At 72.1% G+C, this 25647-nt stretch carries 24 protein-coding genes; 18 read left to right on the forward strand and 6 right to left on the reverse strand.

Features of this window, described 5'->3' with window-relative positions; genetic code table 11:
- Positions 1-137: 137 nt before the first annotated feature.
- The 5 genes from HAV40_RS29280 to HAV40_RS29300 form a co-directional block, all read right to left on the reverse strand.
- Positions 138-2819 (reverse strand): FtsX-like permease family protein, encoded by a 2682-nt coding sequence (locus HAV40_RS29280; RefSeq protein ID WP_166386881.1) that lies wholly within the window; start codon positions 2817-2819, stop codon positions 138-140.
- Positions 2816-3535: an ABC transporter ATP-binding protein gene (locus HAV40_RS29285; protein WP_166386883.1), complete on the reverse strand. Its 720-nt coding sequence runs from the start codon at positions 3533-3535 to the stop codon at positions 2816-2818. Before HAV40_RS29285 ends, HAV40_RS29280 begins: the two co-directional genes overlap by 4 nt.
- Positions 3532-4095: a PadR family transcriptional regulator gene (locus HAV40_RS29290; protein WP_166386885.1), complete on the reverse strand. Its 564-nt coding sequence runs from the start codon at positions 4093-4095 to the stop codon at positions 3532-3534. The genes HAV40_RS29285 and HAV40_RS29290 overlap by 4 nt, the downstream gene beginning before the upstream one ends.
- A gap of 69 nt (positions 4096-4164) precedes the next feature.
- Complete coding sequence (locus HAV40_RS29295) at positions 4165-4644, reverse strand: ferritin-like domain-containing protein (RefSeq protein ID WP_166386887.1); 480 nt, start codon at positions 4642-4644, stop codon at positions 4165-4167.
- Positions 4641-5081: a hypothetical protein gene (locus tag HAV40_RS29300; RefSeq protein ID WP_166386889.1), complete on the reverse strand. Its 441-nt coding sequence runs from the start codon at positions 5079-5081 to the stop codon at positions 4641-4643. Before HAV40_RS29300 ends, HAV40_RS29295 begins: the two co-directional genes overlap by 4 nt.
- A 230-nt stretch (positions 5082-5311) precedes the next feature.
- On the opposite strand from HAV40_RS29300, the gene rimP reads away from it, so the two are divergent.
- From rimP to dapB, 18 genes are all read left to right on the forward strand, one after another.
- Positions 5312-5971 carry a ribosome maturation factor RimP gene (rimP, locus tag HAV40_RS29305; protein ID WP_166386891.1) on the forward strand — a complete coding sequence of 220 codons (660 nt, stop codon included), beginning with the start codon at positions 5312-5314 and terminating at the stop codon, positions 5969-5971.
- Positions 5968-7023, forward strand: a complete 1056-nt coding sequence (gene nusA, locus HAV40_RS29310) for a transcription termination factor NusA (protein ID WP_166386892.1) — start codon at positions 5968-5970, stop codon at positions 7021-7023. The genes rimP and nusA overlap by 4 nt, the downstream gene beginning before the upstream one ends.
- A gap of 69 nt (positions 7024-7092) precedes the next feature.
- On the forward strand, positions 7093-7359 hold the full coding sequence (locus HAV40_RS29315) for a YlxR family protein (RefSeq protein WP_203671899.1): 267 nt from the start codon (positions 7093-7095) through the stop codon (positions 7357-7359).
- A 219-nt stretch (positions 7360-7578) separates the two neighbouring features.
- The gene (gene infB, locus HAV40_RS29320; RefSeq protein ID WP_166386896.1) at positions 7579-10668 is read left to right on the forward strand and encodes a translation initiation factor IF-2; all 3090 of its coding nucleotides are present in this window, start codon (positions 7579-7581) and stop codon (positions 10666-10668) included.
- Between the two features lie 132 nt (positions 10669-10800).
- Entirely contained in the window at positions 10801-11814 is a 1014-nt protein-coding gene (locus HAV40_RS29325) for a TRM11 family SAM-dependent methyltransferase (RefSeq protein ID WP_166386898.1), read from the forward strand.
- A gap of 21 nt (positions 11815-11835) precedes the next feature.
- Entirely contained in the window at positions 11836-12129 is a 294-nt protein-coding gene (locus tag HAV40_RS29330) for a DUF503 domain-containing protein (RefSeq protein ID WP_166386900.1), read from the forward strand.
- A 190-nt stretch (positions 12130-12319) separates the two neighbouring features.
- A complete protein-coding gene (gene rbfA, locus HAV40_RS29335) occupies positions 12320-12808 on the forward strand; it encodes a 30S ribosome-binding factor RbfA (RefSeq protein ID WP_166386902.1) in 489 nt (162 codons plus the stop codon).
- On the forward strand, positions 12805-13839 hold the full coding sequence (locus tag HAV40_RS29340) for a DHH family phosphoesterase (RefSeq protein WP_166386904.1): 1035 nt from the start codon (positions 12805-12807) through the stop codon (positions 13837-13839). The genes rbfA and HAV40_RS29340 overlap by 4 nt, the downstream gene beginning before the upstream one ends.
- Before the next feature lie 137 nt (positions 13840-13976).
- A complete protein-coding gene (locus HAV40_RS29345) occupies positions 13977-14384 on the forward strand; it encodes a hypothetical protein (RefSeq protein ID WP_166386906.1) in 408 nt (135 codons plus the stop codon).
- Complete coding sequence (locus HAV40_RS29350; protein WP_203671875.1) at positions 14381-14599, forward strand: DUF6186 family protein; 219 nt, start codon at positions 14381-14383, stop codon at positions 14597-14599. Before HAV40_RS29345 ends, HAV40_RS29350 begins: the two co-directional genes overlap by 4 nt.
- A gap of 601 nt (positions 14600-15200) precedes the next feature.
- Entirely contained in the window at positions 15201-16052 is an 852-nt protein-coding gene (locus tag HAV40_RS29355; protein WP_166386908.1) for a hypothetical protein, read from the forward strand.
- Positions 16049-17392, forward strand: coding sequence for an MATE family efflux transporter (locus HAV40_RS29360; RefSeq protein ID WP_166386910.1), 1344 nt, complete (start codon positions 16049-16051; stop codon positions 17390-17392). The genes HAV40_RS29355 and HAV40_RS29360 overlap by 4 nt, the downstream gene beginning before the upstream one ends.
- Before the next feature lie 11 nt (positions 17393-17403).
- Positions 17404-18312 carry a tRNA pseudouridine(55) synthase TruB gene (gene truB, locus HAV40_RS29365; protein ID WP_275413522.1) on the forward strand — a complete coding sequence of 303 codons (909 nt, stop codon included), beginning with the start codon at positions 17404-17406 and terminating at the stop codon, positions 18310-18312.
- Positions 18312-19244, forward strand: coding sequence for a bifunctional riboflavin kinase/FAD synthetase (locus HAV40_RS29370; protein ID WP_166386912.1), 933 nt, complete (start codon positions 18312-18314; stop codon positions 19242-19244). Before truB ends, HAV40_RS29370 begins: the two co-directional genes overlap by 1 nt.
- Positions 19245-19500: 256 nt before the next feature.
- Positions 19501-19770, forward strand: a complete 270-nt coding sequence (gene rpsO / locus HAV40_RS29375) for a 30S ribosomal protein S15 (RefSeq protein ID WP_166386914.1) — start codon at positions 19501-19503, stop codon at positions 19768-19770.
- 232 nt (positions 19771-20002) lie between these two features.
- A complete protein-coding gene (locus HAV40_RS29380; protein WP_166386916.1) occupies positions 20003-22333 on the forward strand; it encodes a polyribonucleotide nucleotidyltransferase in 2331 nt (776 codons plus the stop codon).
- A gap of 103 nt (positions 22334-22436) precedes the next feature.
- Positions 22437-23969 carry a M16 family metallopeptidase gene (locus HAV40_RS29385; RefSeq protein ID WP_166386918.1) on the forward strand — a complete coding sequence of 511 codons (1533 nt, stop codon included), beginning with the start codon at positions 22437-22439 and terminating at the stop codon, positions 23967-23969.
- A 161-nt stretch (positions 23970-24130) separates the two neighbouring features.
- Positions 24131-24886, forward strand: coding sequence for a 4-hydroxy-tetrahydrodipicolinate reductase (gene dapB, locus HAV40_RS29390; RefSeq protein WP_166386920.1), 756 nt, complete (start codon positions 24131-24133; stop codon positions 24884-24886).
- Positions 24887-25030: 144 nt separating this feature from the next.
- Here the strand turns inward: dapB and HAV40_RS29395 are convergent, their stop codons facing one another.
- Complete coding sequence (locus tag HAV40_RS29395) at positions 25031-25603, reverse strand: GNAT family N-acetyltransferase (RefSeq protein ID WP_166386922.1); 573 nt, start codon at positions 25601-25603, stop codon at positions 25031-25033.
- Positions 25604-25647 lie beyond the last annotated feature (44 nt).

Genomic DNA, 25647 nt, shown 5'->3' on the forward strand with positions numbered 1-25647 from the left:
CCCGCCCGCGAAACCCCACCCCGATCCCCGCCGCAGCCCCGTCCGGCCCCCTCCATGATCGCCGTTTGCGGTCAGAAACTGCGGCCAGACCGCACCTCCTGACCGCAAACAACGATCATCAGACGCTGCAGGTGGGACTACAGGCGGCGTTCGATGGGGAGGCGGGAGCGGGTGAGCAGGCCTGCGCCGGCCATGGCGACCAGGGGGACGACTAGCACGATCGTGATGCTGTCCCAGGGCAGCACCAGGCGCATCGGAGCGTCGCCGTAGATCAGGTGGTCGCCTCCGGCGTTGGTCGCGGCGATCAGTACGGCGGTGGTGCCCAGACCGGCGAGCACCCCGAGGACCGCGCCCAACCCGGAGATCACCCCGGACTGGCTCAGCGACAGCAGTCGGCGCACCCGGGGACTGGCCCCGACCGCGCCGAGGGTGGCCAGGTCGGCGCGGCCGTCAGCGGCGGCCAGGCCGGTGGCGATACCGGCGGCGCCCAGCGCGACGAGCGCCGCGACCACGCCGAGAATCCAGACCATCGGCTCCTCGACGTACTGGGCACCCGACTCGACCTCCACCCTGAGGTCGCCCCCCACGGCGTGCACGGCCGCGTTGAGCCGCTCGGTCTCCCCGGCGGAGGCCACGTGGCCGACGGAGGCGAGCACCATGTCACGGCGTACGCCCAGGCCCAGCCGCTTGATCACGGCAGGGGTGGCCACGGCGAACGCCGCGCTGAGCGACCCGGCGGGCAGCACCGTGGCGGGCACCGTCACCGGCTGCCGGTCGACCGGGTCCCGTTGCGCCTGCTCCGTGGTCTGCTCCTGCCAATCGGTCACGATGACCGTCGCCATGCCGCCGCTGACGTAGCGCGGGTCGGCGACGACCAGGCCGCCCGCCGCCAGTGTCTGCCGGGCCTGGGCCAGGTCGGCCGCGGGCGCGTCGCTGATCGCGTCCAGGGCCGCCGCGTCGTCCACGACCGCGAACTGCACCGTGCCGGTGCCGTTGTCCAAGGCGCAGCGCGGGTCCTCGATCGCGGCCCGGTGCACAATCTCCTTGGTGGGGTAGTTCCACGAAGGGCAGCGTGCGGCCGGGGGCATGTCGAGGTTGAGCGCGCAGCCACGCCCCTGGGCGGGTTCCGCGCAGACGGGGGACAGCAGCTCGTGGGTACGCGCGCCGGGCAGTGCCTGGTGGACCGCGTCCCGCACCCGAGCCAGGTCCGGTGGTGGCGCGGTGTCCGGGGCGTCCTGGCGCACCAGCACACTGCCGATCGGCATCTGCGGCTCGTAGCTGTCGAACCGCTGCTGCTCGTCGCTGCCGACGAACGCGCCGAGGGCCACCGCTCCGGCGACGGCGGCCATCACGGCCGAGATCGCGGGTGCGGCCGAGCCGCGGTTGCGGGCGGTGTCGCGCAGCGCGATGCGCGGCGCGAGCGGCAGCCACCGTCCGGCGCGGGCGATGAGCCCGACCAGCGACGGCGTGAGCAGCACGAGGCCGAGTTCGCCGAGTACGACGCCGGCCATGATCGCGGTGGTCCCGCGCAGGCCGGCTCCGGCGACGGCGATCACCGTGCCGCCGACCGCGAGGACCGTGCCCAGCGTGATCCAGCGCTTGCGGGAGCGGGTGACGCCGCGGCGGCCGGCCAGCACGGTGACCACGCTCTGCCGGGCGGCTGTGAACGCGGGCACCATCGCGGCGGCCAGGCCCGCGCCGACCGCGAGTAGCACGACGCCCGCCTGGGCGGCGGGGAACACCCGCACGCCACCGGCGCGGGCGTGGACGAGGTACTGCTCGAACAGTGGCAGGGCGAGCACGGCGGTGCCGATGCCGAGCCCGACGGCGGCGACCGCCGCGCCCAGGCCCAGCACCACGCCGTCGGCCAGCACGATGCGCCGCAGGTGTGCCGGGGTTCCGCCGGCGGCGGCGACCAGGGCGAGGTCGCGACTGCGCCGCCGCGCTCCGACGGCGAACGCCGGACCGGCCAGCAGCACGACCTCCAACATGATCAGTACAACCATGATCGCGCCGAGGGCGACCTCCTCCACCTCGCTGGTGCTCGTGATGGTGTCGTCCGCCGGGACGACGGGCGGGTCGAGGGCGACCGCCCGGCTGCGCACGACGAGGCCCCGCTCGTTGAGCCGCTGCACGTCGGCCCACAGCACCGGCGACGGCGTGTCGACCAGCCAGTCGGTCGGCGCCGGGAGGACTCCCGGGCGGAACAGAACGGTGTCGCGCAGCGATGTCGGGAACTCGACGACGGCGGTGACGGTGTACGTGTAGTCGGGATTCGCCGTACGGATCTTCCCGCCGGGGCCCACGCCCAGCCGGTCGGCCAGCCCCTCGTTGAGGGCGACCTCGTCGGCGCGGGCGGGCGCGACGCCCGACAGCAGCTCGACGTACCCGCGCAGCCGCGGGTCGGCGAGGTCGGCCCCGCGGGCGCTGACGCCGCCGATGCCGTCGGGGGTGAACACGTCGACGCCGCCCTCGGCGACCTGGCTGACCGTCGACCCGGCGGGCAGCACCGCCAGCAGTTCGGCGGCGGTCGGCGGCGACTGGCGCATCGCGCCCGTCGAGGAGTAGCCACCGCCCAGCGGGGGCTGGCTGACCGGCCCGTCGGCGACCCACTCGACGACGGCGTCGTACTGCCCGGCCTGCCGGGTCAGCTCCTCGACGGGCGTGAGCTGGTGCATGTCGTAGGAGGCCGCGACGAACGACATCATCGCCACCGGCAACCCGATCATGGCGATGACCAGCGTGGACCGGCCACGCGAGCGCAGCGCCTCCCGGCGGGCCATACGCAGCGCGGGGGCCCAGCCCCGAAGCCACCTCATGACGCGGGCTCCAGCAGCTGTTCGGGCTGGGTCAGCGGGCCGGAGGCGTCGACGATGCGGCCGTCGCGCAGGAAGACCACCCGGTCGGCCCAGGCGGCGTGCCGGGCCTCGTGCGTGACCAGCACCGCCGCCGCCCCGGCGTCGACCCGGGCGCGTAGCAGCCGCAGCACGGCCTCGCCGGTCACCGAGTCGAGCGCGCCGGTCGGCTCGTCGGCCAGCACCAGGCGGCGCTGCCCGACCAGGGCGCGGGCGATGGCGACCCGCTGCTGCTGGCCGCCGGACATCTCATCGGGGAAGCGGTCGGCGTATCCGTCCAGCTCCACCTCGGCCAGCGCGGCTTCGGCCAGCGGCCGGGCCTTGCGGGCGGCGAGGCCGTCCAGCTCCAGCGGCAGCGCCACGTTCTCCACGGCGGTGAGGCTCGGCAGCAGGTTGAGGGCCTGGAACACGTAGCCGACGCTGCGGCGGCGCAGCCCCGCCAGCTCCCGGCGGCGCAGCGTGGACAGGGCGACGCCCTCGACCAGCACCTCGCCCGCGTCCGGCGCGTCGAGCCCGCCGGCGAGGTTGAGCAGCGTCGACTTGCCGGAGCCGGACGGGCCCATCACGGCCACCAGTTCCCCGGCGAGCACGTCGAGGGTGATCCCGGCCAGCGCGTGCACCGCCGCCTCGCCGGTGCCGTGGGTGCGTTGCACGTCACGCAGTTGCAGGACGGCGTTCATCGCCGTGCCTCCCGTGGGGTGTCGTCGTGGGTGGGCAGCGGGGCGGGGGCGGGCTTGTCGTAGCGCACCAGGGCCGTCTCGCAGTGGTCGAGCCAGCGCAGCTCGGCCTCGGACTGGAAGATCATCGATTCGAGGACGAGCCGCCAGGGCAGCTCGGCGTCGGTGCGCTTGAGCCGGGTGTACTCCTGCAGCGCGCGCATCGTCGCGCTGCGCTGGGCCATCACCACGGCCTGCACGTCGATGCCGGGCGTGGTGATGGCGAGCGCGAGCTTGATGGCCAGCTCGTCACGGGGCCGGTCGGCGCGGGCGATCGGGGTGGCGAACCAGAGCGCGAGCTCGGCCCGTCCCTCCCCGGTGATCTCGTAGGGGCGCTGCCCCCCGTCGTTCTCCGGCAGCGCGCGTACGAGGCCGTCCCGGTCGAGGCGGTTGAGGGTGGTGTAGACCTGGCCGATGTTGAGCGGCCAGGTGGAGCCGGTCGAGTCCTCGAACTCGGCCCGCAACTGGTAGCCGTAGCGGGGACCGCGTTCGAGCAGGGCGAGCAAACCATGCCTGATGGACATGGATACTGAGTATGCATACTCGGTATGCGGTAAGCAAGACGAGCCCCGTGTACGGGCGAAGAAGGCCTGCTACTGGGTCTTGCGGCCCGGATACGACACGGTGGCGGGAGTGACCGCCGCGAGCTTGCGCCAGCGGGTGCCGCGTACCGCCGCGTCGGTGTAGGCGAGCAGGATCTGCCGCCGGACCTCGCCCTCGGCGTCGGCCAGCGCCGCCCGCCAGGTCGCCGCCACGCCGTCCTCGATGTAGGCCGCGAGCTTGAGCGCGTCGGCCCGGGTGGCCACCGGGAACGGCAGCGCGTAACCCGCCTGCGCGACCGGCGCGGTCGCCTTCAGGTCGGCGAGCTGCACCAGCAGCGCGTCGCGCCGGGTCCGGTGCGCCTCCTCGCCGGTCCGCGCCTGGGCCTGCCCGGCCTTGTCCAGCAGCACCCCGAACCGGGCGTACGCGAAGATCGCACTGTGCTCCGCGCCCAGCGCGGCCTGCAACCGCTCCACCAGTTTCGCGCCGCGGTCGCTGGTGCCGTCGGTCGCGGCGATGATCCGTTCGCTCATACCAGCACCTCCACGTGGGTGGCGCGGGCGGCGGCGATCTCGCCGACGAGCACGGCGCGGGCCGGGGTAGTGGCGACGCAGGCTTCGACGGCCTGCTTGGCGGCCGAGACCTCGGTGGTGCGCAGGCTCTTGAGGATGGCCTTGCGGTCGCCGGTTACCGGAGCCGCGGTGGCGGCGGTGAAGGCGCTCGGCGAGGGCCGCGGGCTCATGATCGCGTCCAGCGCGGCGGCGTGCGCTCGATGCGTCTCGCGCAGCGGGGTCAGCAGCGGGGTGAGCGTGGTGTCGGCGGCCAGCGCGGCGTCGTACGCGGCGACCAGCGCGTGGGTCCCGGCGAGCAGGCCCATGAGGGCGTCCGGCGGGGGTGGCGCGTCCGGCGTCGGGTCGAGCAGGTCGCAACCGGCCAGCGCGGTCACCGCCGCGGCGGCCGTCGCCGTCATCGCCCCGGCCCGCAGCAGCTGCCGTCGATTCGGCCGGGAGCCCCCCGACCAGCTATGATCATGTCCCCGCGTACGCACCGCGCCAGTCTCCCCTATGACGGCCGCGGCTGCCACTCCTTGATCACGTGTCCGACGCGCGCGCCGCGACCGCAGCGCGCCGCTGGTAGCTGCCGCGTGCTCGCGGGTTACGCTCTGCGCAATCGATGAATCACCGAGAGGGGTGCCCCAAGATGGCTCAGCGTGGCCGTGCCACAGGTCGTCAGGCGGGCCGGACGCCCGCTCGGGCGGCGGCACCGGCTCCGGCCAGGACCTCTCCCACCGAACTGGCGGCGCGCCGCGCCCGGTTCGAGGCCGTGATCGGCCCCGTCGTGGCCGGCACCGGCTACGACCTGGAGGACCTGTCGGTCAAGCAGATCGGCCGCCGGCACCTGGTCCAGGTGCTCATCGACGGCGACGGCGGCGTGGGTCTGGACACCATCGCCGAGGTCTCCCGCGCGGTGTCGCGGGCGCTGGACGAGGCCGAGGAGTCCGGCACCGACCTGATCAAGGGCGAGTACCAGTTGGAGGTCTCCTCGCCCGGCGTCGACCGGCCGCTGACCCTGCCGCGCCACTGGGCCCGCAACACGGGTCGGCTGGTCAAGGTCAAGGCCGGGGACAAGACGCTGACCGGCCGCGTCACCGCCGCCGACGCCGACGGGGTCACCCTCGACGTGGACGGCGCGGAGCACGCGCTGAGCTACGACGCGCTGGGCCCGGGACGCGTGCAGGTCGAGTTCAAGCGCATGAACGAGATCTCCGATGAGGAGCTCGCGGAGTTCGACGACGACTCGTCCGACGACGACGAGGACTTCGACGACGACGAGCAAGACGATGAAGGAGAACAGCGGTGAACATCGATCTTGCGGCGCTCCGTGCGCTGGCACGCGACAAGGAGATCTCCGAGGAGACCATCCTGCAGGCAATCGAGTCTGCGCTGCTCACCGCATACCGGCACACCGAGGGCGCGCAGTCGCACGCGCGCGTGGAGATCAACCGCCAGTCCGGCGCGGCCGTGGTGTACGCGCAGGAGTACGGCGGCGAGAACGAGCTGCTGCGCGAGTGGGACGACACCCCGCACGACTTCGGCCGGATCGCGGCGATGACGGCCAAGCAGGTCATCCTGCAGCGCCTGCGCGAGGCGACCGACGAGGTGCACTTCGGCGAGTACGTCAACCGCGACGGCGACCTGGTCACCGGCGTGATCCAGGCGCACGAGACGCGTACCGAGAAGGGCATCGTCTCGGTCGACCTGGGCAAGGTCGAGGCCGTGCTGCCCCAGTCGGAGCAGGTCCCCGGCGAGACCTACCCGCACGGCCAGCGCATCCGCTGCGTGGTCGTGCACGTCGCCAAGAGCTTCCGCGGACCGCAGGTCACCCTGTCGCGCTCGCACCCGGCCCTGGTGAAGAAGCTGTTCGCGCTGGAGGTCCCGGAGATCGCCGACGGCACCGTCGAGATCGCCGCGATCGCGCGCGAGGCCGGGCACCGTACGAAGATCGCGGTGCGGTCCAACGTGCAGGGTGTCAACCCGAAGGGTGCCTGCATCGGCCCGATGGGCCAGCGCGTGCGCGCGGTCATGAGTGAACTGCACGGCGAAAAGATCGACATCATCGACTGGTCGGACGACCCGGCGGAGTTCGTGGGCAACGCGCTCTCCCCGGCGAAGGCCCTGAAGGTCGAAGTGGTGGATCTCGCAACGCGTGCGGCGCGCGTCACGGTGCCGGACTACCAGCTCTCGCTGGCGATCGGCCGGGAAGGGCAGAATGCCAGGTTGGCTGCCCGTCTGACCGGTTGGCGAATCGACATCCGGTCCGACGCGGCCGACTCCGGCACCGCGCAGCCGCGTGGACCGCGCTCAGCGGCTGATCACGAGACGGAGCCGGGCGGCACTCCCGTCTCCGCATAGGGGTAGACTCAACAGGTGGTACGACGCTCGCGGCCCGCACCGCTTGTGGCGGCCTCATCAGTCACGCCTGTGCCGCCTCCGGTGCGCACGTGCGTCGGATGCAGGCAGCGGGCGTCCGCTACCGAACTGCTCCGCGTCGTGGCGGTGGCGTCGGGAGCTGACCAGTTCAGCATCCGACCCGACCCGCGACGCAGATTGACCGGCCGGGGTGCCCACGTGCACCCGTCACCGGCCTGTCTCGAGCTGGCGCTGCGGCGTCGTGCCTTCGGGCGCGCGCTGCGGATAACCGGGGTCATCGATACCGGGGAGCTGGCCGAGGCGATCCACGGACCGTGACGGCCCGAGGGTCACGAACCGATCCGAAGGATCACCGCCAGACCAGTCACGGGGTGGCGGACCCACCGTGGACGGCGGCCTCATCAGCCCCGTCTGAGGATCAAGCAAGGTAGGACTACCAGCATGGGCACACGATGAAGTCGCAAAAATGATCAGGCTTCAAGTGCACAAGTGAGGTCGCGCGGGTCACTGCCCGGCGACCTCGGAGTGAGGAGTGCAGTGGCAGGCAAGGCCCGCGTACACGAGCTTGCTAAGGAGCTCGGCGTCGAGAGCAAGAACGTTCTCGCCAAACTCAAAGAGATGGGCGAGTTCGTCAAGTCCGCGTCGAGCACCGTAGAGGCTCCCGTCGCCCGTCGGCTGAAGGACGCCTTCGCGGCCGGTTCGGGAGCGCCCAGCGCCCCGAGCGCGCCGTCGGCGCCCGCCGCGGCGGCGACCACGGCGGCGACCGCGAACGAACCCCGGGTGACGGCACGTCCGGCACCCCCCAAGAAGCCAACGGCTGCGGCACCGCCCATGAAGCCGAAGGCACCGACCTCCATGGTTCCGCCGACCCCGGTGACGAAGCCGGCCAGCGCCCATGACATCGAGGTCGCCGCAGCCGAGGCCCGCGCCTCGGCGCTCAAGGCCGAGCAGGAGGCCTCTGTCCGGGCCGCCCAGCAGGCTGCCAAGCAGCGTGAGGACCAGCCCCGCGGCGACGGCCCGAAGCCCAGCTTCATGCCGCCCCGTCCGGGCTCGAACGCGGCCCGCCCGCCGGCGGCCGCTCCGACCAGCCGTCCCGGTGCGCCGGGTGGCGAGCGTCGCGACGGTCGTCCCGGCGCTCCGCGTCCCGAGGGCGGCCGCGACGGCCGTCCGGCCGGTCCGCGTCCCGAGGGCGGCGCCCGTGAGGGCCGCCCGGCCGCGCCCGGTGGCGCTCGTCCGCCCCGTAGCGGCGGCAACAACCCGTTCGGCATCTCGCAGGGCGGCGCTCCCACGCGTCCGTCCCCGGCGGGCATGCCCCGTCCGAACCCGGCTTCGATGCCGCCTCGGCCCAGCCCGGCTTCCATGCCGCCGCGGCCGAACCCGGCGTCGATGCCCAGCCAGCGTCCCGCCCGTCCGGGTGGCGGCGCGGGTCGTCCCGGTGGTCCGGGTGGCGGCACAGGCCGTCCCGGCGGTCCCGGTGGCGGCGGCGGCTTCCGTGGCGGCCCTGGTGGCGGCGGCGGTGGCGGCTTCCGTGGCGGTCCCGGTGGCGGCGCTGGCGCCGGCACGGGCTTCCGTCCCGGTGGCGGTGCTCCCGGTGGCGGCGGCGGTTACCGCGGCGGTCCCGGTGGTGGCACCGGTGGCCCGCCGGCGGGTGGCGCAGGCCGTCCGGGTGGCGGTGCCGGTGGTCGTGGCCGTGGTGGCGGCGCTGCCGGTGCGTTCGGTCGTGGCGGCGGCAAGTCGCGCGGCCGCAAGTCCAAGAAGCAGCGGCGTCAAGAGTTCGACAACCTGTCCGCGCCGACGATGAGCTCGGGAGCTCCTCGCGGCCAGGGTCAGGAGATCCGGCTGCCGCGCGGAGCCTCGCTGTCGGACTTCGCCGACCGCATCAACGCCAACCCGGGCTCGCTCGTCCAGGAGATGTTCAACCTGGGCGAGATGGTCACGGCGACGCAGTCCTGCACGGACGAGACGCTGCAGCTGCTCGGTGAGCACCTCGGTTTCCACGTGGAGATCGTCAGCCCCGAGGACGAGGACCGCGAGCTGCTGGCCCGGTTCAACATCGACCTCGACGCCGACGTCGACGTCGAGCGGCTGGTCAGCCGGCCGCCGGTGGTGACCGTCATGGGTCACGTCGACCACGGTAAGACCAAGCTGCTAGACGCGATCCGGTCGGCGAACGTGGTCGAGGGCGAGGCCGGTGGCATCACCCAGCACATCGGCGCGTACCAGGTGCACGTCGAGCACGAGGGCGAAGAGCGGGCGATCACCTTCATCGACACCCCGGGCCACGAGGCGTTCACCGCCATGCGTGCCCGTGGCGCCCAGGCCACCGACATCGTCGTGCTGGTCGTGGCGGCCGATGACGGCGTCATGCCGCAGACGATCGAGGCGCTCAACCACGCCAAGGCCGCCGACGTGCCGATCGTGGTCGCGGTGAACAAGGTCGACAAGCCGGAGGCCAACCCGGGCAAGGTGCGTCAGCAGCTGACCGAGTACGGCCTGGTCGCCGAGGAGTACGGCGGCGAGACCATGTTCGTCGACATCTCCGCCAAGAGCCGTCTCAACATCGACGGCCTCCTGGAGGCGGTCCTGCTGACCGCCGACGCGTCGCTGGAGATGCTGGCCCCGATCGACGGGCACGCCCAGGGTCTGGCCATCGAGGCCCGGCTCGACAAGGGCCGCGGCCCGGTCGCGACGGTGCTGGTCCAGAAGGGCACGCTGCGGGTCGGTGACTCGATCGTGGCGGGTAACGCCTACGGTCGCGTCCGGGCCATGCTCGACGAGAACGGCACCCCGCTGGCCGAGGCGGGCCCCGCCCGTCCGGTGATGGTGCTCGGTCTGACCGCGGTGCCGGGTGCGGGTGACACCTTCCTGGCCGCCGACGACGACCGGACCGTTCGCCAGATCGCCGAGCAGCGCCAAGCCCGTAAGCGGGCTGCCGAGCAGGCGAACCTGCGCGGCCGGGCGACGCTGGAGACGCTGCTCGAGAAGATCAAGGAGGGCGAGCGCACCTCGCTCGACCTCATCATCAAGGGCGACGTGTCCGGTTCCGTCGAGGCGCTGGAGGACGCGCTCGTGGCGCTGCCGATCCCGGAGGAGATCCAGCTTCGGATCATCCACCGCGGCGTCGGTGCGATCACCGAGAACGACGTCAACCTGGCGTCGGCCTCGTCGAACTCGACCGCGATCATCATCGGCTTCAACGTGCGGCCGATGGACCAGGCACGCGACCTGGCCGATCGCAACGGCGTGGAGATCCGGTACTACACGGTCATCTACCAGGCCATCGAAGAGATCGAGGCGGCCCTCAAGGGCATGCTCAAGCCGGAGTACGAAGAGGTCGCCCTGGGTTCGGCGGAGGTCCGCGAGGTCTTCCGTTCGTCCAAGGTGGGTCTCATCGCCGGTTGCATCGTCCGGTCGGGTCTGCTGCGCCGCAACGGCAAGGCACGGGTCGTCCGCGACGGCGCGGTCGTGGCGGAGTCCGCCTCGATCAGCTCGCTCAAGCGGTTCAAGGACGACGCGACCGAGGTCCGCGAGGGCTTCGAGTGTGGTCTGACCCTGGGTGGCTACAACAACCTGCAGGTGGGCGACATCATCGAGACCTTCGAGATGCGCGAGAAGCCGCGGGTGTGATCCCGTGACGCGGGGCGGGGCCCCGGTGCGAAACCGCGCCGGAGTCCCGCCCCGCTCCGTGTCCGTGGGTAGACGGACGACACAGTCTTTGCTTGATCGTCGTTGAGAAGGCGGCGGAAGGAGTTGGCACAGGTGGCTAGGTACGGGCTTCTGGTGGCGCCGTCGGCGAACCGGGTCTACACGCAGTCGGCGCCGGAGTTGATGGCGGCCGAGCTGGCCGTGTTCTCCGAGCGGGCGCTGGCCGGGCGGATCGAGCCGGCCGAGATCGTCGAGTTCGCCGGGCGGCCGTACCTGACGTTCGAGGTCGAGGACGCGCTCGGGCCGGACGAGCTGCGGGTGCTGGCGAACCTGTCGTCGGCGTACGCCCTGTTCGAGATGGTCGACGGTGGTCTTCTGCGGCCGCTGGGCGAGCCGTCGCTGGACCGGTACGACGACGACCTGATCACCATCCAGAAGTACGCGGGCAAGACCAACGAGCACTTCACCAAGCTGCTGCTCAACGTCACCGTGCTGGCCACCTCCTGGGCCGAGCAGCTGCTGAGCAAGCGGTTCGCGGTGCTCGACCCGGTCGCCGGGCGGGGCACCACGCTCAACCAGGCGCTGATGTACGGCTGGGACGCGGTCGGCATCGAGCTCGACGGCAAGGACGTCGAGGCGTACAGCGCGTTCCTGAGGACGTGGCTCAAGAACAAGCGGATCAAGCACACCACCGACATGGTGCCGCTGCGCCGCGAGGGCAAGCGCCTGGGCCGCCGCTTCGACGCGCGCATCGGCGACGTACGCGACGACCCGCAGCACCTGTCGGTGTTCGAGGCCGACACGATCCAGTCCCGGGCGCTGCTGAAGGGCAACTCGGTCGACGTGATCGTGGCCGACCTGCCGTACGGCGTCGTGCACGGCAGCCGCAGCGCCAAGGGCCTGGCCCGGGGCCCGCAGGAGCTGCTGGAGGAGGCGCTGCCCGGCTGGACGTCGCTGCTGCGCCCCGGCGGTGCGCTGGGCATGTCCTGGAACACCCACGTCGCCCCGCGTGAGGACGCCCTGGACCTGCTGGAGGAGCACGGACTGGAGGCCGTCGACTACGAGGGCTTCGAGCACCGCGTCGACCAGGCGATCACCCGCGACATTCTGGTGGCCCGCAAGGTGTGACCTGGCGTACTGTTCACGCTCGTGCATACCGGAACATCCGTTTTCGACCTCCTCCTACCCGGCGACTCCCGGTCGCTGAAGGAGAAACGGTCGTACATCCGTCCGATCATCGCGGCGCTGAAGAAGTACGAGGTGGCGGTCGCCGAGGTGGGCGCCATGGACCTGCACGGGCGCGCCGAGATCGGCGTGGCCGTGGTCGCCGCCGACCCGGCCCACGTCAACGAGGTGCTGGACCACTGCGAGCGCCTGGTGGTCGGCCGCCCCGAGGTCGAGGTCCTGTCCGTCAAGCGCCGCTGGTACGGCGACGACGACTGATCCGCCCCCGGGCGGTTCGTTTACGCCGGTGTATCCGTGGTCACAGGGTGCGTCGGAGCGCTCAGCTCCCACGCGTGACCGTCGGGCCCGGCGGGTAGTGTCATGGTGTTGGTTTCGACCCTGGCTCGTCACCGCGGCCGGCATGAGTCGGCGCGGGCGCGTCGTGGTCGTCGGTCGCGGAGGTGACGTGATGGCTGATCCGGCCAAGGTTCGCAAACATGCGGAGCGAGTGCGTGAGCTCGTCGCATCGGTGATTCGTACCCAGATCAAGGACCCGAGGCTGGGGATGATCACGATCACCGACGCGCGGATCACCGCCGACCTGCGCGAGGCGACCGTCTTCTACACCGTGCTCGGCGACGCCGAGGAGCAGGCGGGCACCGCCGCGGCGCTGGAGAGCGCCAAGGGCATGCTGCGCGGCGTGGTGGGCCGGGCCCTGGGCCTGCGCCACTCGCCCTCGCTGGCGTTCGTCTCCGACGACGTCCAGGAGCACGTGAAGCACATCGACGACCTGCTCGCCGAGGCCAAGCAGCGCGACGAGGTCGTGCAGCAGCTGGCCGCGGGCGCGGCGTACGCCGGTGAGGCGCAGCCGTACAAGGTCGACGAGGACGACGACGAGGGCGCGTCCGACGACGATGACGAGGACGAGCCCGCGCTGCGCGCGGCAGTCCAGCGGTGAACACGACGACCCTCGCGGCAGGCACCACGGGCCGCCCGACCGAGCAGGACTGGGCCGCCGCGGTGAACGCGGTGCGCTCGGGCCTGCGGCCGGGCGCCCGGGTGCTGCTGGTCTGCCACGTCAACCCCGACGGCGACGCGCTGGGCAGCATGCTCGGCTTCGCCCAGGGGCTGCGCAAGCTCGGGGTCACCTCGCTGCAGTGCACGTTCCCCGGCGCGTTGAGCGTGCCGGAGCCGCTGCACATGCCGGCGATGGACCTGCTGATCCCCGAGGGCGCGGCCGACCCGGCCCCGGACCTGCTGGTTACCTTCGACGCGGCCAGCGAGTCGCGGCTGGGAGCGCTGGTGGACCGGCTGGAGACCGCGACGGTCAGCCTGGTGCTGGACCACCATGCCTCCAATACCGGTTTCGGCAAGGTGTCGCTGGTCGACCCGTGCGCCGCGGCCACCTCGGTGGTCGCCGCGGAGCTGCTGCGCCGCCTGGACGTGCCACTGGACCGGGAGATGGCCGAGTGCCTGTACATCGCCCTGGTCACCGACACCGGCTCGTTCAAGTTCGACCTGACCACGCCCGAGGTGCACGAGCTGGCGGCCCGGCTCGTGGCCGCCGGCATCGACGTCGGGGCGATCTCGCGGCGCATCTTCGACAGCCGCCCGTTCGGCGCGGTCCGGATGTTCGGCGAGGTGATGGGGCGCGCCCAGCTGGAACCGGAGTCGGCGGGCGGGCGCGGGCTGGTGTACGCCGTGGCCACGCTTGACGACCTGGCCAAGCACCAGCAGCCGCCGTACGTGCTGGAGGCGCTGATCGACTCGGTGCGCTGTGTCGCCGAGGCCGATGTCGCGCTGCTGCTCAAGCAGGTCGCCCCGGCCGAGTGGGCGGTCTCCATGCGCAGCAAGGGCGGCGCGGACGTGAGCCGGATCGCGGTCGAGCTCGGCGGCGGCGGTCACCGCCTCGCGGCCGGGTTCACCGGCCACGGCACCGCCGAGCAGATCATCGACGCGGTACGCGGCCGCCTGGCGGCGCAGTTCTGAGCACGTCTCGCTGGAAGATCGCCGTTTCCGGTCATGATCTGCGGTGCGGCCGCGGTTTCTGACCCGAAACGCTGATCTTGCCCGCAGGCTGGGGAGAAGATCTCCCCAAAGACCGGGCAACGGAGCACAATCAGGTCATGGAACAGCGTCCTGAGCTCACCGTCGCGCCGGTGTCGCCCTGGGCGCGGGCGCAGGTCATGCTGCCGGTGTTCGTTCCCTTCGCGCTGATCGGCGGGCTGCTCCCGTCGTTCTCGCTGGCCGCGAACCTGTACGTGCTGGCGCTGGGCGGCGGGCTGCTGCTGGCGGGCATGTCCTCGCGGCTGCCCCGCCGGGCCGCGCCGGTGACCCTGCTGCCGGGCGTCGCCTGGTGGCTGGTGCCGGTCGCCGTCTTCGTGGTCGCCGAGGTCGTCACGTTCGCCATGGGCTCGACGCACGACTACCCGACCCTGTCCCTGCTGGCCGATCCGCTGCTCGACGGCTACCTGCTACGCGCTATGGCGTACTTCGGCTGGCTTGCCGGATTCTGGGGACTGGTGCGCCGATGAGCCTGACCCGCCTGCTCGCCATCGCGGGCTTCGTCCTCGCCGGGCTGACCGTGCTCGCCGTGGAGTGGGCCGCCCGCCGCCCCGGCTCCCGCATCCCGACCCTCGGCGACGTGTCCGCCCTGGTCATGCGCTACGACATCGGCGGTTTCCCCGTAGGCCGCCTCGCGATCCTCAGCTTCTGGTTCTGGCTCGGCTGGCACTTCCTCGCCCGCTAACCCACCCCCACCCCACCCCGGCCGCCGCCGGCCCCACCCTTCTGTCGCAACTCTTAAAGAGTCGCGGCTACCGGCGTGCCCTGAGGCCGCGACTTTTTAAGAGTTGCGACAGAAGGGGCGGGGCGGGGGCCGGGGGGAGGGGTGTGACGGATCTGCAAACGGGCATATCCGACTGGTCGTGCGTTCAGGTGACGTTCAGCAGGGGTGGGGGGTGGTGGGGGTTCCGGGATGTGGGAAGGTCTGTGCAGGATGTGGAACTGAACGATAGTTTTGTCTGCAGCGAAGCCACCTGTCGTCCACAACGACCTGCGGCTGAGCGACAGTCACACCGGCGACAGAGCTCGGCGATCCCGAGAGCGGCGGCGGACTACAGAAGAGCGCGGCGTGCGTACGCGACCGCGCGACGAAGTTGACCCGTTGTCATTCTTGGAAAGGACCGTGCCATGCCCACGTCGAAGAAGCCCCAGCCGCAGCCCACCGAGGAAGAGCGCGAGCGCGAGCAGGCCCGTCGTGCCCTGCAGACCTCGATGGACACCCGGCAGTAGTACTCCCCGCAGACAACGGGGACCCGGCGGGTTTTCGTGGCGTCTAGGCTGTCGTGATGTCCTCGACAGCCGTGCCCGTGGCACCCGCCATCGATGAAGCTCTCGCGGGCCTGGCACTGCAGACCCGCCGCCTGCGCATCGCGGCGTGGGCCGTCGGCGGTGCCGGTCTGCTGGTCACCGCGTTGATCGCGGGCATCCGGGATGACACCGCGTGGGTGTGGCGGTCGGTGGCCGCGATCATGGCGCTGGGCGTGTTCTTCGGTTACGCCATCGCGGTCCGGCCGCTACGGCGCTGGCGCCGCCCACAGCTGCTCCTGCCGTCGGCCGCGACCTCCGGCTTCGTCACCGCGGCCGCGCCGGTCAGCCACGCGCCGACAGCGCTTCTGCTGGCCGTGGCCGGGTTCGCGCTCGGCTCGGGCGCGGTCTGGACGGCGCTCGCCGTCGCGCTGCTCGCCGCGGTGGTGAGCCTGCGGCCGCAGCAGCTCGCGGTGACGCCCAGCGCGCTGCGGGTGCGCCGGATCATGACGCGCTCGGTGCCCTGGGCACAGCTCGAGGACCTGCGGGTGACCACCTCGGGCGGGTGCGATGTGCTGACGCTGGTGGTCGACCGACCCGGCCGCCCACCCGGTTCCGTGCGTATCGCGCTGGCCGCGCTCGACGTCGACCCCGCCTACCTGCTGCACCTGTCGCGGCACTACCGCGCTGTGCCGCAGGACCGCACCGCCATCGGCGCACCTGCGGAGCTGGACCGCCGCCGTGCCGCCTACCTGGCCGTGGCCGCCGCCGGTCCCAGCGCGCTGGAGCCGGACGCCGCCCCGGCACCGGCCGCCGGACTGATCGAGCAGCTCGCCGACGTCATCGACCCCGGCGCCGACCCGGGTCCGCTGCCCGCTGCGGCGGCGTCGTGACCGTCGCGCGCGACACAGCGTCGGCCGAGTACCGGCGGATCGCGGCACTGGCGCTGCCCGCGCTGGTCGTGCTCGCCGCCGAACCGCTGTACGTGCTGGTCGACACCGCCGTGGTGGGCCACCTGGGCCGGGTGCCGCTGGCCGCGCTGGGCATGGCGGGCACGGTGCTCGGGCTGGCCGTCTGGCTCGGCAACGTGCTGGCGTACGGCACCACCGGCCGGGCAGCGCGCCGCTTCGGGGCGGGTGACCGGGCCGGGGCGGTGCAGGAGGGCGTGCAGGCGTCCTGGCTGGCGGTGCTCGCCGGGCTGGGCCTCGTCGCGGCGGCGCAGGTCTTCGCCGGGCCGCTGACCCGGGCACTGTCGGGCAACGGGCCCGAGTCCGCGGACGTCGCCGCGCTGGCCGAGTCCTGGCTGCGGGTGGCCAGCCTCGGCGCGCCGTTCATCCTGCTGGCGATGGCGGGCAACGGCTGGATGCGCGGGGTGCAGGACACCCGCCGCCCGCTGCGTTACGTGCTCGGCGCGAACCTCGCCTCGGCGGTGCTGTGCCCGCTGCTGGTATACACCCTGGGCTGGGGCATGGTCGGCTCCGCCTGGGCCAACGTGGCCGCGCAGACCGCCTCCGGCGGGCTGTTCCTGCGGGCGCTGATCGTCGAGCGGGTGCCGCTCGCGCCGCGCTGGGACGTGCTGCGCCGCCAGGTGTCGGTCAACGCCAACCTGCTCGTGCGGGGGGCGGCGTTCCAGGCGTGCTTCCTGTCCGCGGCGGCGGTGGCGGCCCGGTTCGGCGCGGCCGCGCTGGCCGCCCACCAGATCGCGCTGCAGCTGTGGTTCTTCAGCGCGCTGGTGCTCGACTCGGTGGCGATCGCCGCCCAGTCGCTGGTCGGCGCGGAGCTGGGGGCCGGGGACGCGCCCGCGGCCAAGCGCACCGCGCGCCGCATCGCCTGGCTGGGCGGCTGGTGCGGGGTCGCGTTCGCCGTCGTGCTCGGCGCGGGCGTGGCGGTGCTGCCCGCTCTGTTCGTCGACGATCCCGCGGTATGGGAACAGGCCGCGCTGATCTGGCCGTGGTTCCTGGTGCTGCTGCCACTGGGCGGGATCGTGTTCGCCCTCGACGGGGTGCTGATCGGCGCGGGCGACGTGGCATACCTGCGTAACCTGACCATCATCGCCGCCGTGGCCGGCTTCCTGCCGCTGACCTGGCTGGCGTACTACCTCCAGCTCGGGCTGCCCGGCGTGTGGGCCGGGCTGACCATGTTCCTGGTGGTGCGCCTCGTCGCGCTGCTGCTGCGGATGCGCACCGGCGGCTGGGCCGTGCCCAGCCCGGGACCGGTTCCCGCCTCGCCTTAGGCTGGACCGTTGTGAGCGTTAAGAGGGAACAGCGCCCGGTGACCGACGGGCTCATCGTGGTCGACAAGGCCGGCGGCATGACGTCGCACGACGTCGTGGCGCGGGTCCGCCGGATCGCGGGCACCCGCAAGGTCGGCCACGGCGGCACGCTGGACCCGATGGCGACCGGGGTGCTGGTGCTCGGTGTCGGCAAGGCGACCCGGCTGCTCACGTACGTCGTGGGCACGGCCAAGGTCTACCGGGGAGTGATCCGGCTCGGGCAGGTCACGGTCACCGACGACGCCGAGGGCGACGTCACCGCCACCACGCCCGCCGGGCACGTCACCGACGAGCAGATCCACGCCGGGCTGGCCGCCATGACCGGCGAGGTCGACCAGGTGCCGTCGGCGGTCAGCGCGATCAAGGTGAACGGGGTGCGCTCGTACCACCGGGTGCGGCAGGGCGAGCAGGTCGAGCTGCCCGCGCGCCGGGTGACGATCTCCCGGATCGACGTGTCCGAGATCACCCGCGACGGCGACGTGGTCGACGTGGCCGTGGAGGTGGCCTGCTCGTCGGGGACCTACATTCGCGCCATCGCCCGTGACCTGGGCGCCGGGCTCGGTGTCGGCGGTCACCTCACCGCGCTGCGGCGCACCGCCGTGGGCGGGTTCACCCTCGCTGAGGCGTACACCCTGGAACAGCTCGCGGAGCTGGCCGACCCGGTGGCGCTGCCGCTGGCACAGGCCCTGGGCCGCGCCATGCCGGTGCGCGAGGTCGACGCGGACGCGGCGAAGATCGTGTCGCACGGCGGGCCGCTGCCTCCGGTCGGCCAGGCCGGGCCGTACGGTGTGGTGGGCCCGGACGGGGCCGCGCTGGCGGTCATGTCCGAGCGCGGCGGCCGGGCCAAGGCGGAGATCGTCCTGGTGGGAGGCGAGCAGTGATGCAGCGTTGGCGGGGGTACGACGCGGCGCCGGGCGGCTGGGGCCGCGCGGTCGTCACCATCGGCGTCTTCGACGGGGTGCACACCGGGCACCAGCAGACCATCGGCCACGCCGTGCAGCGCGCCCGCGAGCTGGGCCTGCCCGCCGTGGTGCTGACCTTCGACCCGCACCCGTCCGAGGTGGTGCGCCCCGGTTCGCACCCGGCGATGCTGACCTCCCCGCAGCGCAAGGCCGAGCTGCTGGAGGGACTGGGCGTCGACGTGCTGTGCGTGCAGCCGTTCACGCTCGACTTCTCCAAGCTCGACGCGAACCGCTTCGTGCACGACGTGCTGGTGGAGAACCTGCACGCGGCGCTGGTCGTGGTGGGGGAGAACTTCCGGTTCGGGCACCGGGCCGCCGGGGACGTGGAACTGCTGGCCAAGCTGGGCCGCACGTTCGGCTTCGCGGTCGAGTCGGCCCCGCTGGTCACCGGCGACGGCACGGTCTACTCCTCGACGTACGTGCGGGCCTGCGTGGACGCGGGTGACGTGGCGGCGGCCGCGGCGGTGCTGGGGCGGCCGCACCGGCTGGAGGGCGTGGTGGTGCGCGGCGACCAGCGCGGGCGGGAGATCGGCTTCCCGACGGCGAACCTGATGGTGGCCAGGTACGCGGCGGTGCCCGCCGACGGGGTGTACGCCGCCTGGCTGGTGCGCGGCAACGAGCGGCTGCCCGCCGCGGTGTCGATCGGGACGAACCCCACGTTCTCCGGCCAGGACCGGCGCGTCGAGGCGTACGTGCTCGACTTCAGCGGCGACCTGTACGGCGAGCGCCTGGCCCTGGACTTCGTCAGCCACCTGCGCCCGACCCTGAAGTTCGACGGCGTCGACGCCCTCGTCGAGGCGATCCACGACGACGTGGCCCGCACCCGCGCGGCCCTGGGCGTGCCGGCCTGATTCATGATCGGCGTTTGGTGTCATCTCGTCGGGTAGGACCGCAGATCATGGCACGAAACAGTGATCTTGCGAGGCGGTGACGGGGCGGCGGCGTGGACGCGGCGCGGCGCGGGGAACGCGTAGTTTGCGTATCCCGGCGGGGTGGTATCTCACCGGCTGGTAGCCTGGGAGGGACACCGGGTCACCGGTGTCGGCCCGGTATGCCTGCACGACGCCGCGGGATATCGGGTGGCAAGAACCACCAGTTAGGGAGACCATGGCGCTCGACGCTGCAGTCAAGACCCAGATCATGGCGGACTACGCCACCGTCGAAGGTGACACCGGTTCGCCGGAGGTCCAGGTGGCGGTCCTCACCAAGCGGATCCAGGACCTGACCGAACACCTCAAGCAGCACAAGCACGACCACCACAGCCGTCGTGGTCTGCTGCTGCTGGTCGGCCGCCGCAAGCGGCTGCTGGCCTACCTGCAGAAGTCGGAGATCACGCGCTACCGTGCGCTCATCGAGCGCCTCGGCCTGCGCCGATAGTTCCGACGGGGGAGCGGCGCCAGTCGCTCCCCCGATGTTCGACCACACTTTGGCACGCACCCGCCGTCGGGAAGAAACACCGGGCCTGGCGCAAGCAACACACCCAGGCCAGCCGGTTGGGTCGGTCCTCGGTAGTGGTGTCCGGAGCGAGCTCCGGGCGCTTCGATCGAAGACCGACTGTCCTACCCGGCAACGGGCGGCTCGTGCCGCGACAGAAGGAGCACACAGCTTCATGACCGAGCACAACCTCGGCGAACAGACCAGCAAAGCAGTGATCGACAACGGGTCGTTCGGCACCCGTGAGATCACTTTCTCGACCGGACGGCTGGCCCGACAGGCCGCCGGCTCCGTCATCGCCCAGCTGGGCGACACGGTGGTCCTCTCCGCGACCACCGCGGGCAAGCAGCCCAAGGACCAGTTCGACTTCTTCCCGCTCACGGTGGACGTCGAGGAGCGGATGTACGCCGCGGGTCGCATCCCCGGCTCGTTCTTCCGCCGCGAGGGCCGTCCCAGCGAGGACGCCATCCTCACCTGCCGCCTGATCGACCGGCCGCTGCGGCCGTCGTTCGTGAAGGGCCTGCGCAACGAGGTCCAGGTCGTCGAGACGATCCTCTCGCTCGACCCGGAGCACCCGTACGACGTGGTCGCGATCAACGCGGCCAGCATGTCCACCAAGCTGTCCGGCCTGCCGTTCAGCGGCCCGATCGGCGCCACCCGCGTGGCGCACATCGACGGCCAGTGGGTGGCGTTCCCGACCCACGCCGAGCTGGCGCGCGCCACGTTCGACATGGTGGTGGCCGGTCGTGCCCTCGAAGACGGCGACGTCGCCGTCATGATGGTCGAGGCCGAGGCCACCGCGAACACCGTCAAGCTGGTCGCGGACGGCGCGCAGGCGCCGACCGAGGAGATCGTGGCCGGTGGCCTGGAGGCCGCCAAGGTCGCCATCCGCGAGCTGTGCCGCGCGCAGAGCGAGCTGGCGGCGGTCGCGGCGAAGCCGGTGACCGAGTTCCCGGTGTTCCTGGACTACCAGGACGACGCGTACGCGGCCGTGAAGGCGGCGGCGGGCTCCGAGATCGCCGAGGCTCTCAAGATCGCCGGTAAGGCCGATCGCGAGCAGGCCCTCGACCTGGTCAAGGAGAAGGTCGTCGGCCAGGTCGCGCCGCAGTTCGAGGGGCGTGAGAAGGAGGTCTCGGCCGCCTTCCGGTCGCTGACCAAGTCCGAGGTGCGCAATCGCGTGCTGCGTGACGGCGTCCGCATGGACGGCCGTGGGCTGCGGGACATCCGCCAGCTCACCGCCGAGGTGCAGGTGCTGCCGCGGGTGCACGGCTCGGCGCTGTTCGAGCGGGGCGAGACCCAGATCCTGGGCGTCACCACGCTGAACATGCTGCGCATGGAGCAGGCGCTGGACACTCTGTCGCCGGAGAAGACCAAGCGCTACATGCACAACTACAACTTCCCGCCGTACTCGACCGGTGAGACCGGCCGGGTCGGCTCGCCGAAGCGCCGCGAGATCGGCCACGGCGCGCTGGCGGAGCGGGCCCTCATCCCGGTGCTGCCGGCGCGCGAGGAGTTCCCGTACGCCATCCGGCAGGTGTCGGAGGCCCTGGGCTCCAACGGCTCGACCTCGATGGGTTCGGTCTGCGCGTCGACCATGTCGCTGCTGAGCGCCGGTGTGCCGCTGAAGGCCCCCGTCGCCGGTATCGCCATGGGCCTCATCTCCGACGAGGTGGACGGCAAGACCCAGTACGTGACGCTGACCGACATCCTCGGTGCCGAGGACGCGTTCGGTGACATGGACTTCAAGGTCGCCGGTACGCCGGACTTCGTGACCGCCCTGCAGCTGGACACCAAGCTCGACGGCATCCCGTCGGACGTGCTGGCCGCCGCACTGCAGCAGGCCCACGAGGCGCGCCAGACCATCCTGGGTGTGATGGCCGCGGCCATCGCCGCTCCGGGTGAGATGAGCGAGTACGCCCCGCGGGTCACCTCGGTCAAGATCCCCGTCGACAAGATCGGCATGGTGATCGGGCCCAAGGGCCAGACCATCAACGCGATCCAGGACGAGACCGGCGCCGAGATCTCCATCGAGGACGACGGCACGATCTACGTCGGCGCGACCAACGGCCCGTCGGCCCAGGCCGCCGTGGACCGGATCAACGCCATCGCGAACCCGACCATGCCGAAGGTGGGCGACCGCTTCCTGGGCACCGTGGTGAAGACGGCGGCGTTCGGCGCCTTCGTCTCGCTGCTGCCGGGCCGCGACGGCCTGCTGCACATCTCCAAGGTGGGCGACGGCAAGCGGGTCGACCGCGTCGAGGACTTCCTCAACGTCGGCGACAAGGTCGAGGTCGTCATCGCCGACATCGACGCGCGCGGCAAGGTCTACCTGGACAAGATCGGTCCCGACGGGAACCCGATCGTCAGCGACAAGCCGGTCCCCCGCGAGGGTGACCGGGGCGGCGAGCGCGGCGGCGACCGCGGCCCGCGTCGCGAGGGCGGCGACCGGCCGGCCCGCAGCGCTGAGGGTGGCGGCGAGCGCCGTCGCACCCAGCGTCGCGACTGACGTCGTTGACCAGCCAGAACAGCTAGAACACAGCCCGCGGGGAAGGAATCCTTCCCCGCGGGCTGTGCCCGTTACCCGCCCTCGCTGAGGAACCGTGCCGCCCATGTCTCCTGCACCTGTCACCGGCGGCGAGCCCACGCCGCAGTCCACCGGACCGGCTCCCGCCGCCCCTCGCGCTGGGCGGGCCGACACCGCCTCCGGCCAAGCGGATGCCGCCTCCGGACAGGCCGGTGTCGCCGACGGGCCGACTGATGCCGCCTCCGGGCAGGCGAGTGGCCGACGGCGGGCCGCTCCCGCCGCACCTGCCGCCCGTTCCGGCAGCGGTGCGCGGGCGGTGACCCGGGTCCTCGACAGCGATCCGCTAGGCGGGACGGTACGGCGCACCGTGCTGCCCAACGGGATGCGCATCCTCACCGAAGCCGTGCCCGCGATGCGCAGCGTGACCTTCGGCATCTGGGTCGGCGTCGGCTCGCGCGACGAGGCCCCGCAGCTCGGCGGCGCGTCGCACTTCCTGGAGCACCTGCTGTTCAAGGGCACCCGCAAGCGTTCCGCGCTGGACATCTCGGCGCAGATCGAGGCGGTCGGCGGCGAGACCAACGCGTACACCGCCAAGGAGTACACCTGCTACTACGCGCGGGTGCTCGACGCGGACCTGCCGCTGGCCATCGACGTCATGTGCGACGCGGTCGCCGACTCGGTGCTGGCCGAGGCCGACGTCGAGACCGAGCGCGGGGTGATCCTCGAAGAGATCGCCATGCACGCCGACGAACCCGGTGACGAGGTCCACGACCTGCACATGGAGGTCCTGTACGGCGACCATCCGCTGGGCCGCCTGATCTCGGGCACCGCGGAGACCATCACGCCGATGACCCGTAAGCAGATCAACAGCTTCTACCGGCGGCGGTACACCCCGCCGGTGATCGTGGTCGCGGCCGCGGGCAACCTGGACCACGCGACCGTGGTCAAGCAGGTGCGGGAGGCCTTCGCGGGTACGCCCCTCGGCGACGCCCCGGCGGCCTCCCCGGAGCCGACCCGCTCGCCGCACGCGAAGGTCAAGCACCGCCCGGCCGCCACGCTGGTGCGCCCCGACGACACCGAGCAGGCCCACCTGGTGCTCGGCGGCCCGGCCCTGCACCGCCACGACGAGCGCCGGTTCGCGCTCGGCGTGCTGAACAACGTGCTCGGCGGCGGCATGTCCAGCCGCCTGTTCCAGCAGGTACGCGAGAAGCGCGGGCTGGCCTACTCGGTCTACTCCTACACCTCGCAGTACGCCGAGACCGGCAGCTTCGCCGTGTACGCCGGTTGCGCCCCCGCCAAGGCCGACGAGGTCCTCGCCCTGATCCGCCAGGAGCTGGCCGATACCGCCGCCCACGGCATCACCGCCGAGGAACTGCGCCGCGGCAAGGGCATGCTCAAGGGCTCCCTGGTCCTCGGCCTGGAGGACACCGGCTCCCGGATGAGCCGCCTCGGCAAGGGCGAACTCATGCACGGCGACCTGATGTCCGTCGACGAACTCCTGCGCCGCATCGAGTCCGTGACTCTCGACGAGGTGAACCACATAGCCGCCACGATCCTCACCGCCCCCATGTCCCTGGCCGTGGTAGGCCCCTTCGACGAGACCGCCTTCCAGCTGTAGCCCCCTTCCCTGGGTCGATCATGAACTTATGGACGGGCTGGGCGGCGTGTCGCCACCCCTAACTTCATGATCGATTCGGGGGTCGGGGCAGGTGGGGGAGGGGTGTCCCGAAAGCGCGTGGTCGTCGCGCTGGGGGCCGTCGGATCCGCTAGGTTGGGCGCGTGACTGATGAAGTAGAGCCGCTGCGGGTCGGTGTGCTGGGTGCTCGGGGACGGATGGGCATCGAGGTGTGCCGGGCCGTGGACCGGGCCGACGACCTCGATCTCGTGGCGATGATCGACCAGGGCGACTGGCTGTTCAACGCCTCCGACGCCTCCGCACAGGTCATCGTCGACTTCACCGCGCCCGACGTGGTGATGGACAACCTGCACTGGTGCATCGACCAGGGCATCAACGTGGTGGTCGGCACCAGCGGGTTCACCGATGAGCGGCTGGCGCGGGTCAAGGCCTGGCTCGCGGCCAAGCCCGAGGTCGGCGTCGTGATCGCGCCCAACTTCGGCATCGGCGCGGTGCTGATGATGGAGTTCGCCGAGCGGGCGGCCCGCTACTTCGACTCGGTCGAGATCATCGAGCAGCACCACCCGAAGAAGGTCGACGCGCCAAGCGGCACCGCCCTGCACACCGCCCGCCTCATCGAGCAGGCCCGCAAGGCGGCAGGCAAGCCCGAGATGCCTGACGCGACCACCGACGAGATGGCAGGGGCGCGCGGGGCCGAGGTCGGTGGCGTACGCATCCACAGCGTGCGCGCCGCAGGCCTGGTCGCCCACCAGGAGGTCCTGTTCGGCACCACCGGCGAGACTCTGACGATCCGCCACGACTCCTTCGACCGGGCCTCATTCATGCCCGGCGTCCTGCTCGCCATCCGCGAAGTCGTCCAGCGCCCCGGCCTGACCCTCGGCCTGGCCCCACTCCTGTAACCGTCCCGCCGGCCCCGCGCGCCGCTACAAGATCGCTGTTTCGGGTCAGAACCTGTGGTCCAAACGCAGGTTCTGACCACAAACAGCGATCTTCGGGAGGGGCGGGCGGGTCCCGGAGGGGCGGGCGGGCCCGGAGGGGGCGGGTCAGAGGGTGGTGTGGAGGCGGAGTTGGGGGACGAGGAGGTCGTCGACGTCGAGGGCGCGGGTGGCACCGTCGGGGGCCCAGCCCGCTGAGGTGAGGAACTTGCGGGTCGCGGCGTCGGCGTCGAAGGCCCAGCAGACGGCGCTGTCGAAGCCGTCGCCGCGCCACAGGTCGACACTGGCCGCCAGCAGCCGGCTGCCATGGCCGCGCCGCCCCCAGCGGGGCTCCACCAGCATGTCCGTGACGGCTGCCACGTTCTCGCGCTCCGGGGTGTGATCCTCGTCGGCGGCCAGCGCCCCGTCGTCGAAGGGACCGGAGGCCGCGAAACCCACCACGTATTCTTGGACGGCCTGCTCGACCGCGTTCTGCTCGACGGCGACGAGGACCCGGTGGCGGCCGGTGGGGGGCGCGGTGACCGCGTCCGTCCAGCGCAGCGCCAGGAACGCCTCGTCGATCTCGTCCAGGACGTGTTTGGGCAGCACCCGGCGATAGGCGACCCGCCAGGTCGCCAACTGGATACGTGCTATCTCGCCGGCGTCGTCGGGACGCGCCGGTCGGACGAAACCGACTGCCACGCCCGAAGCGTACCGAGCCCACCCGGGCACTGATCAGGAGGTCT

The sequence above is a fragment of the Catellatospora methionotrophica genome (genome assembly GCF_011297335.1).
Lineage (GTDB): Bacteria > Actinomycetota > Actinomycetes > Mycobacteriales > Micromonosporaceae > Catellatospora > Catellatospora methionotrophica.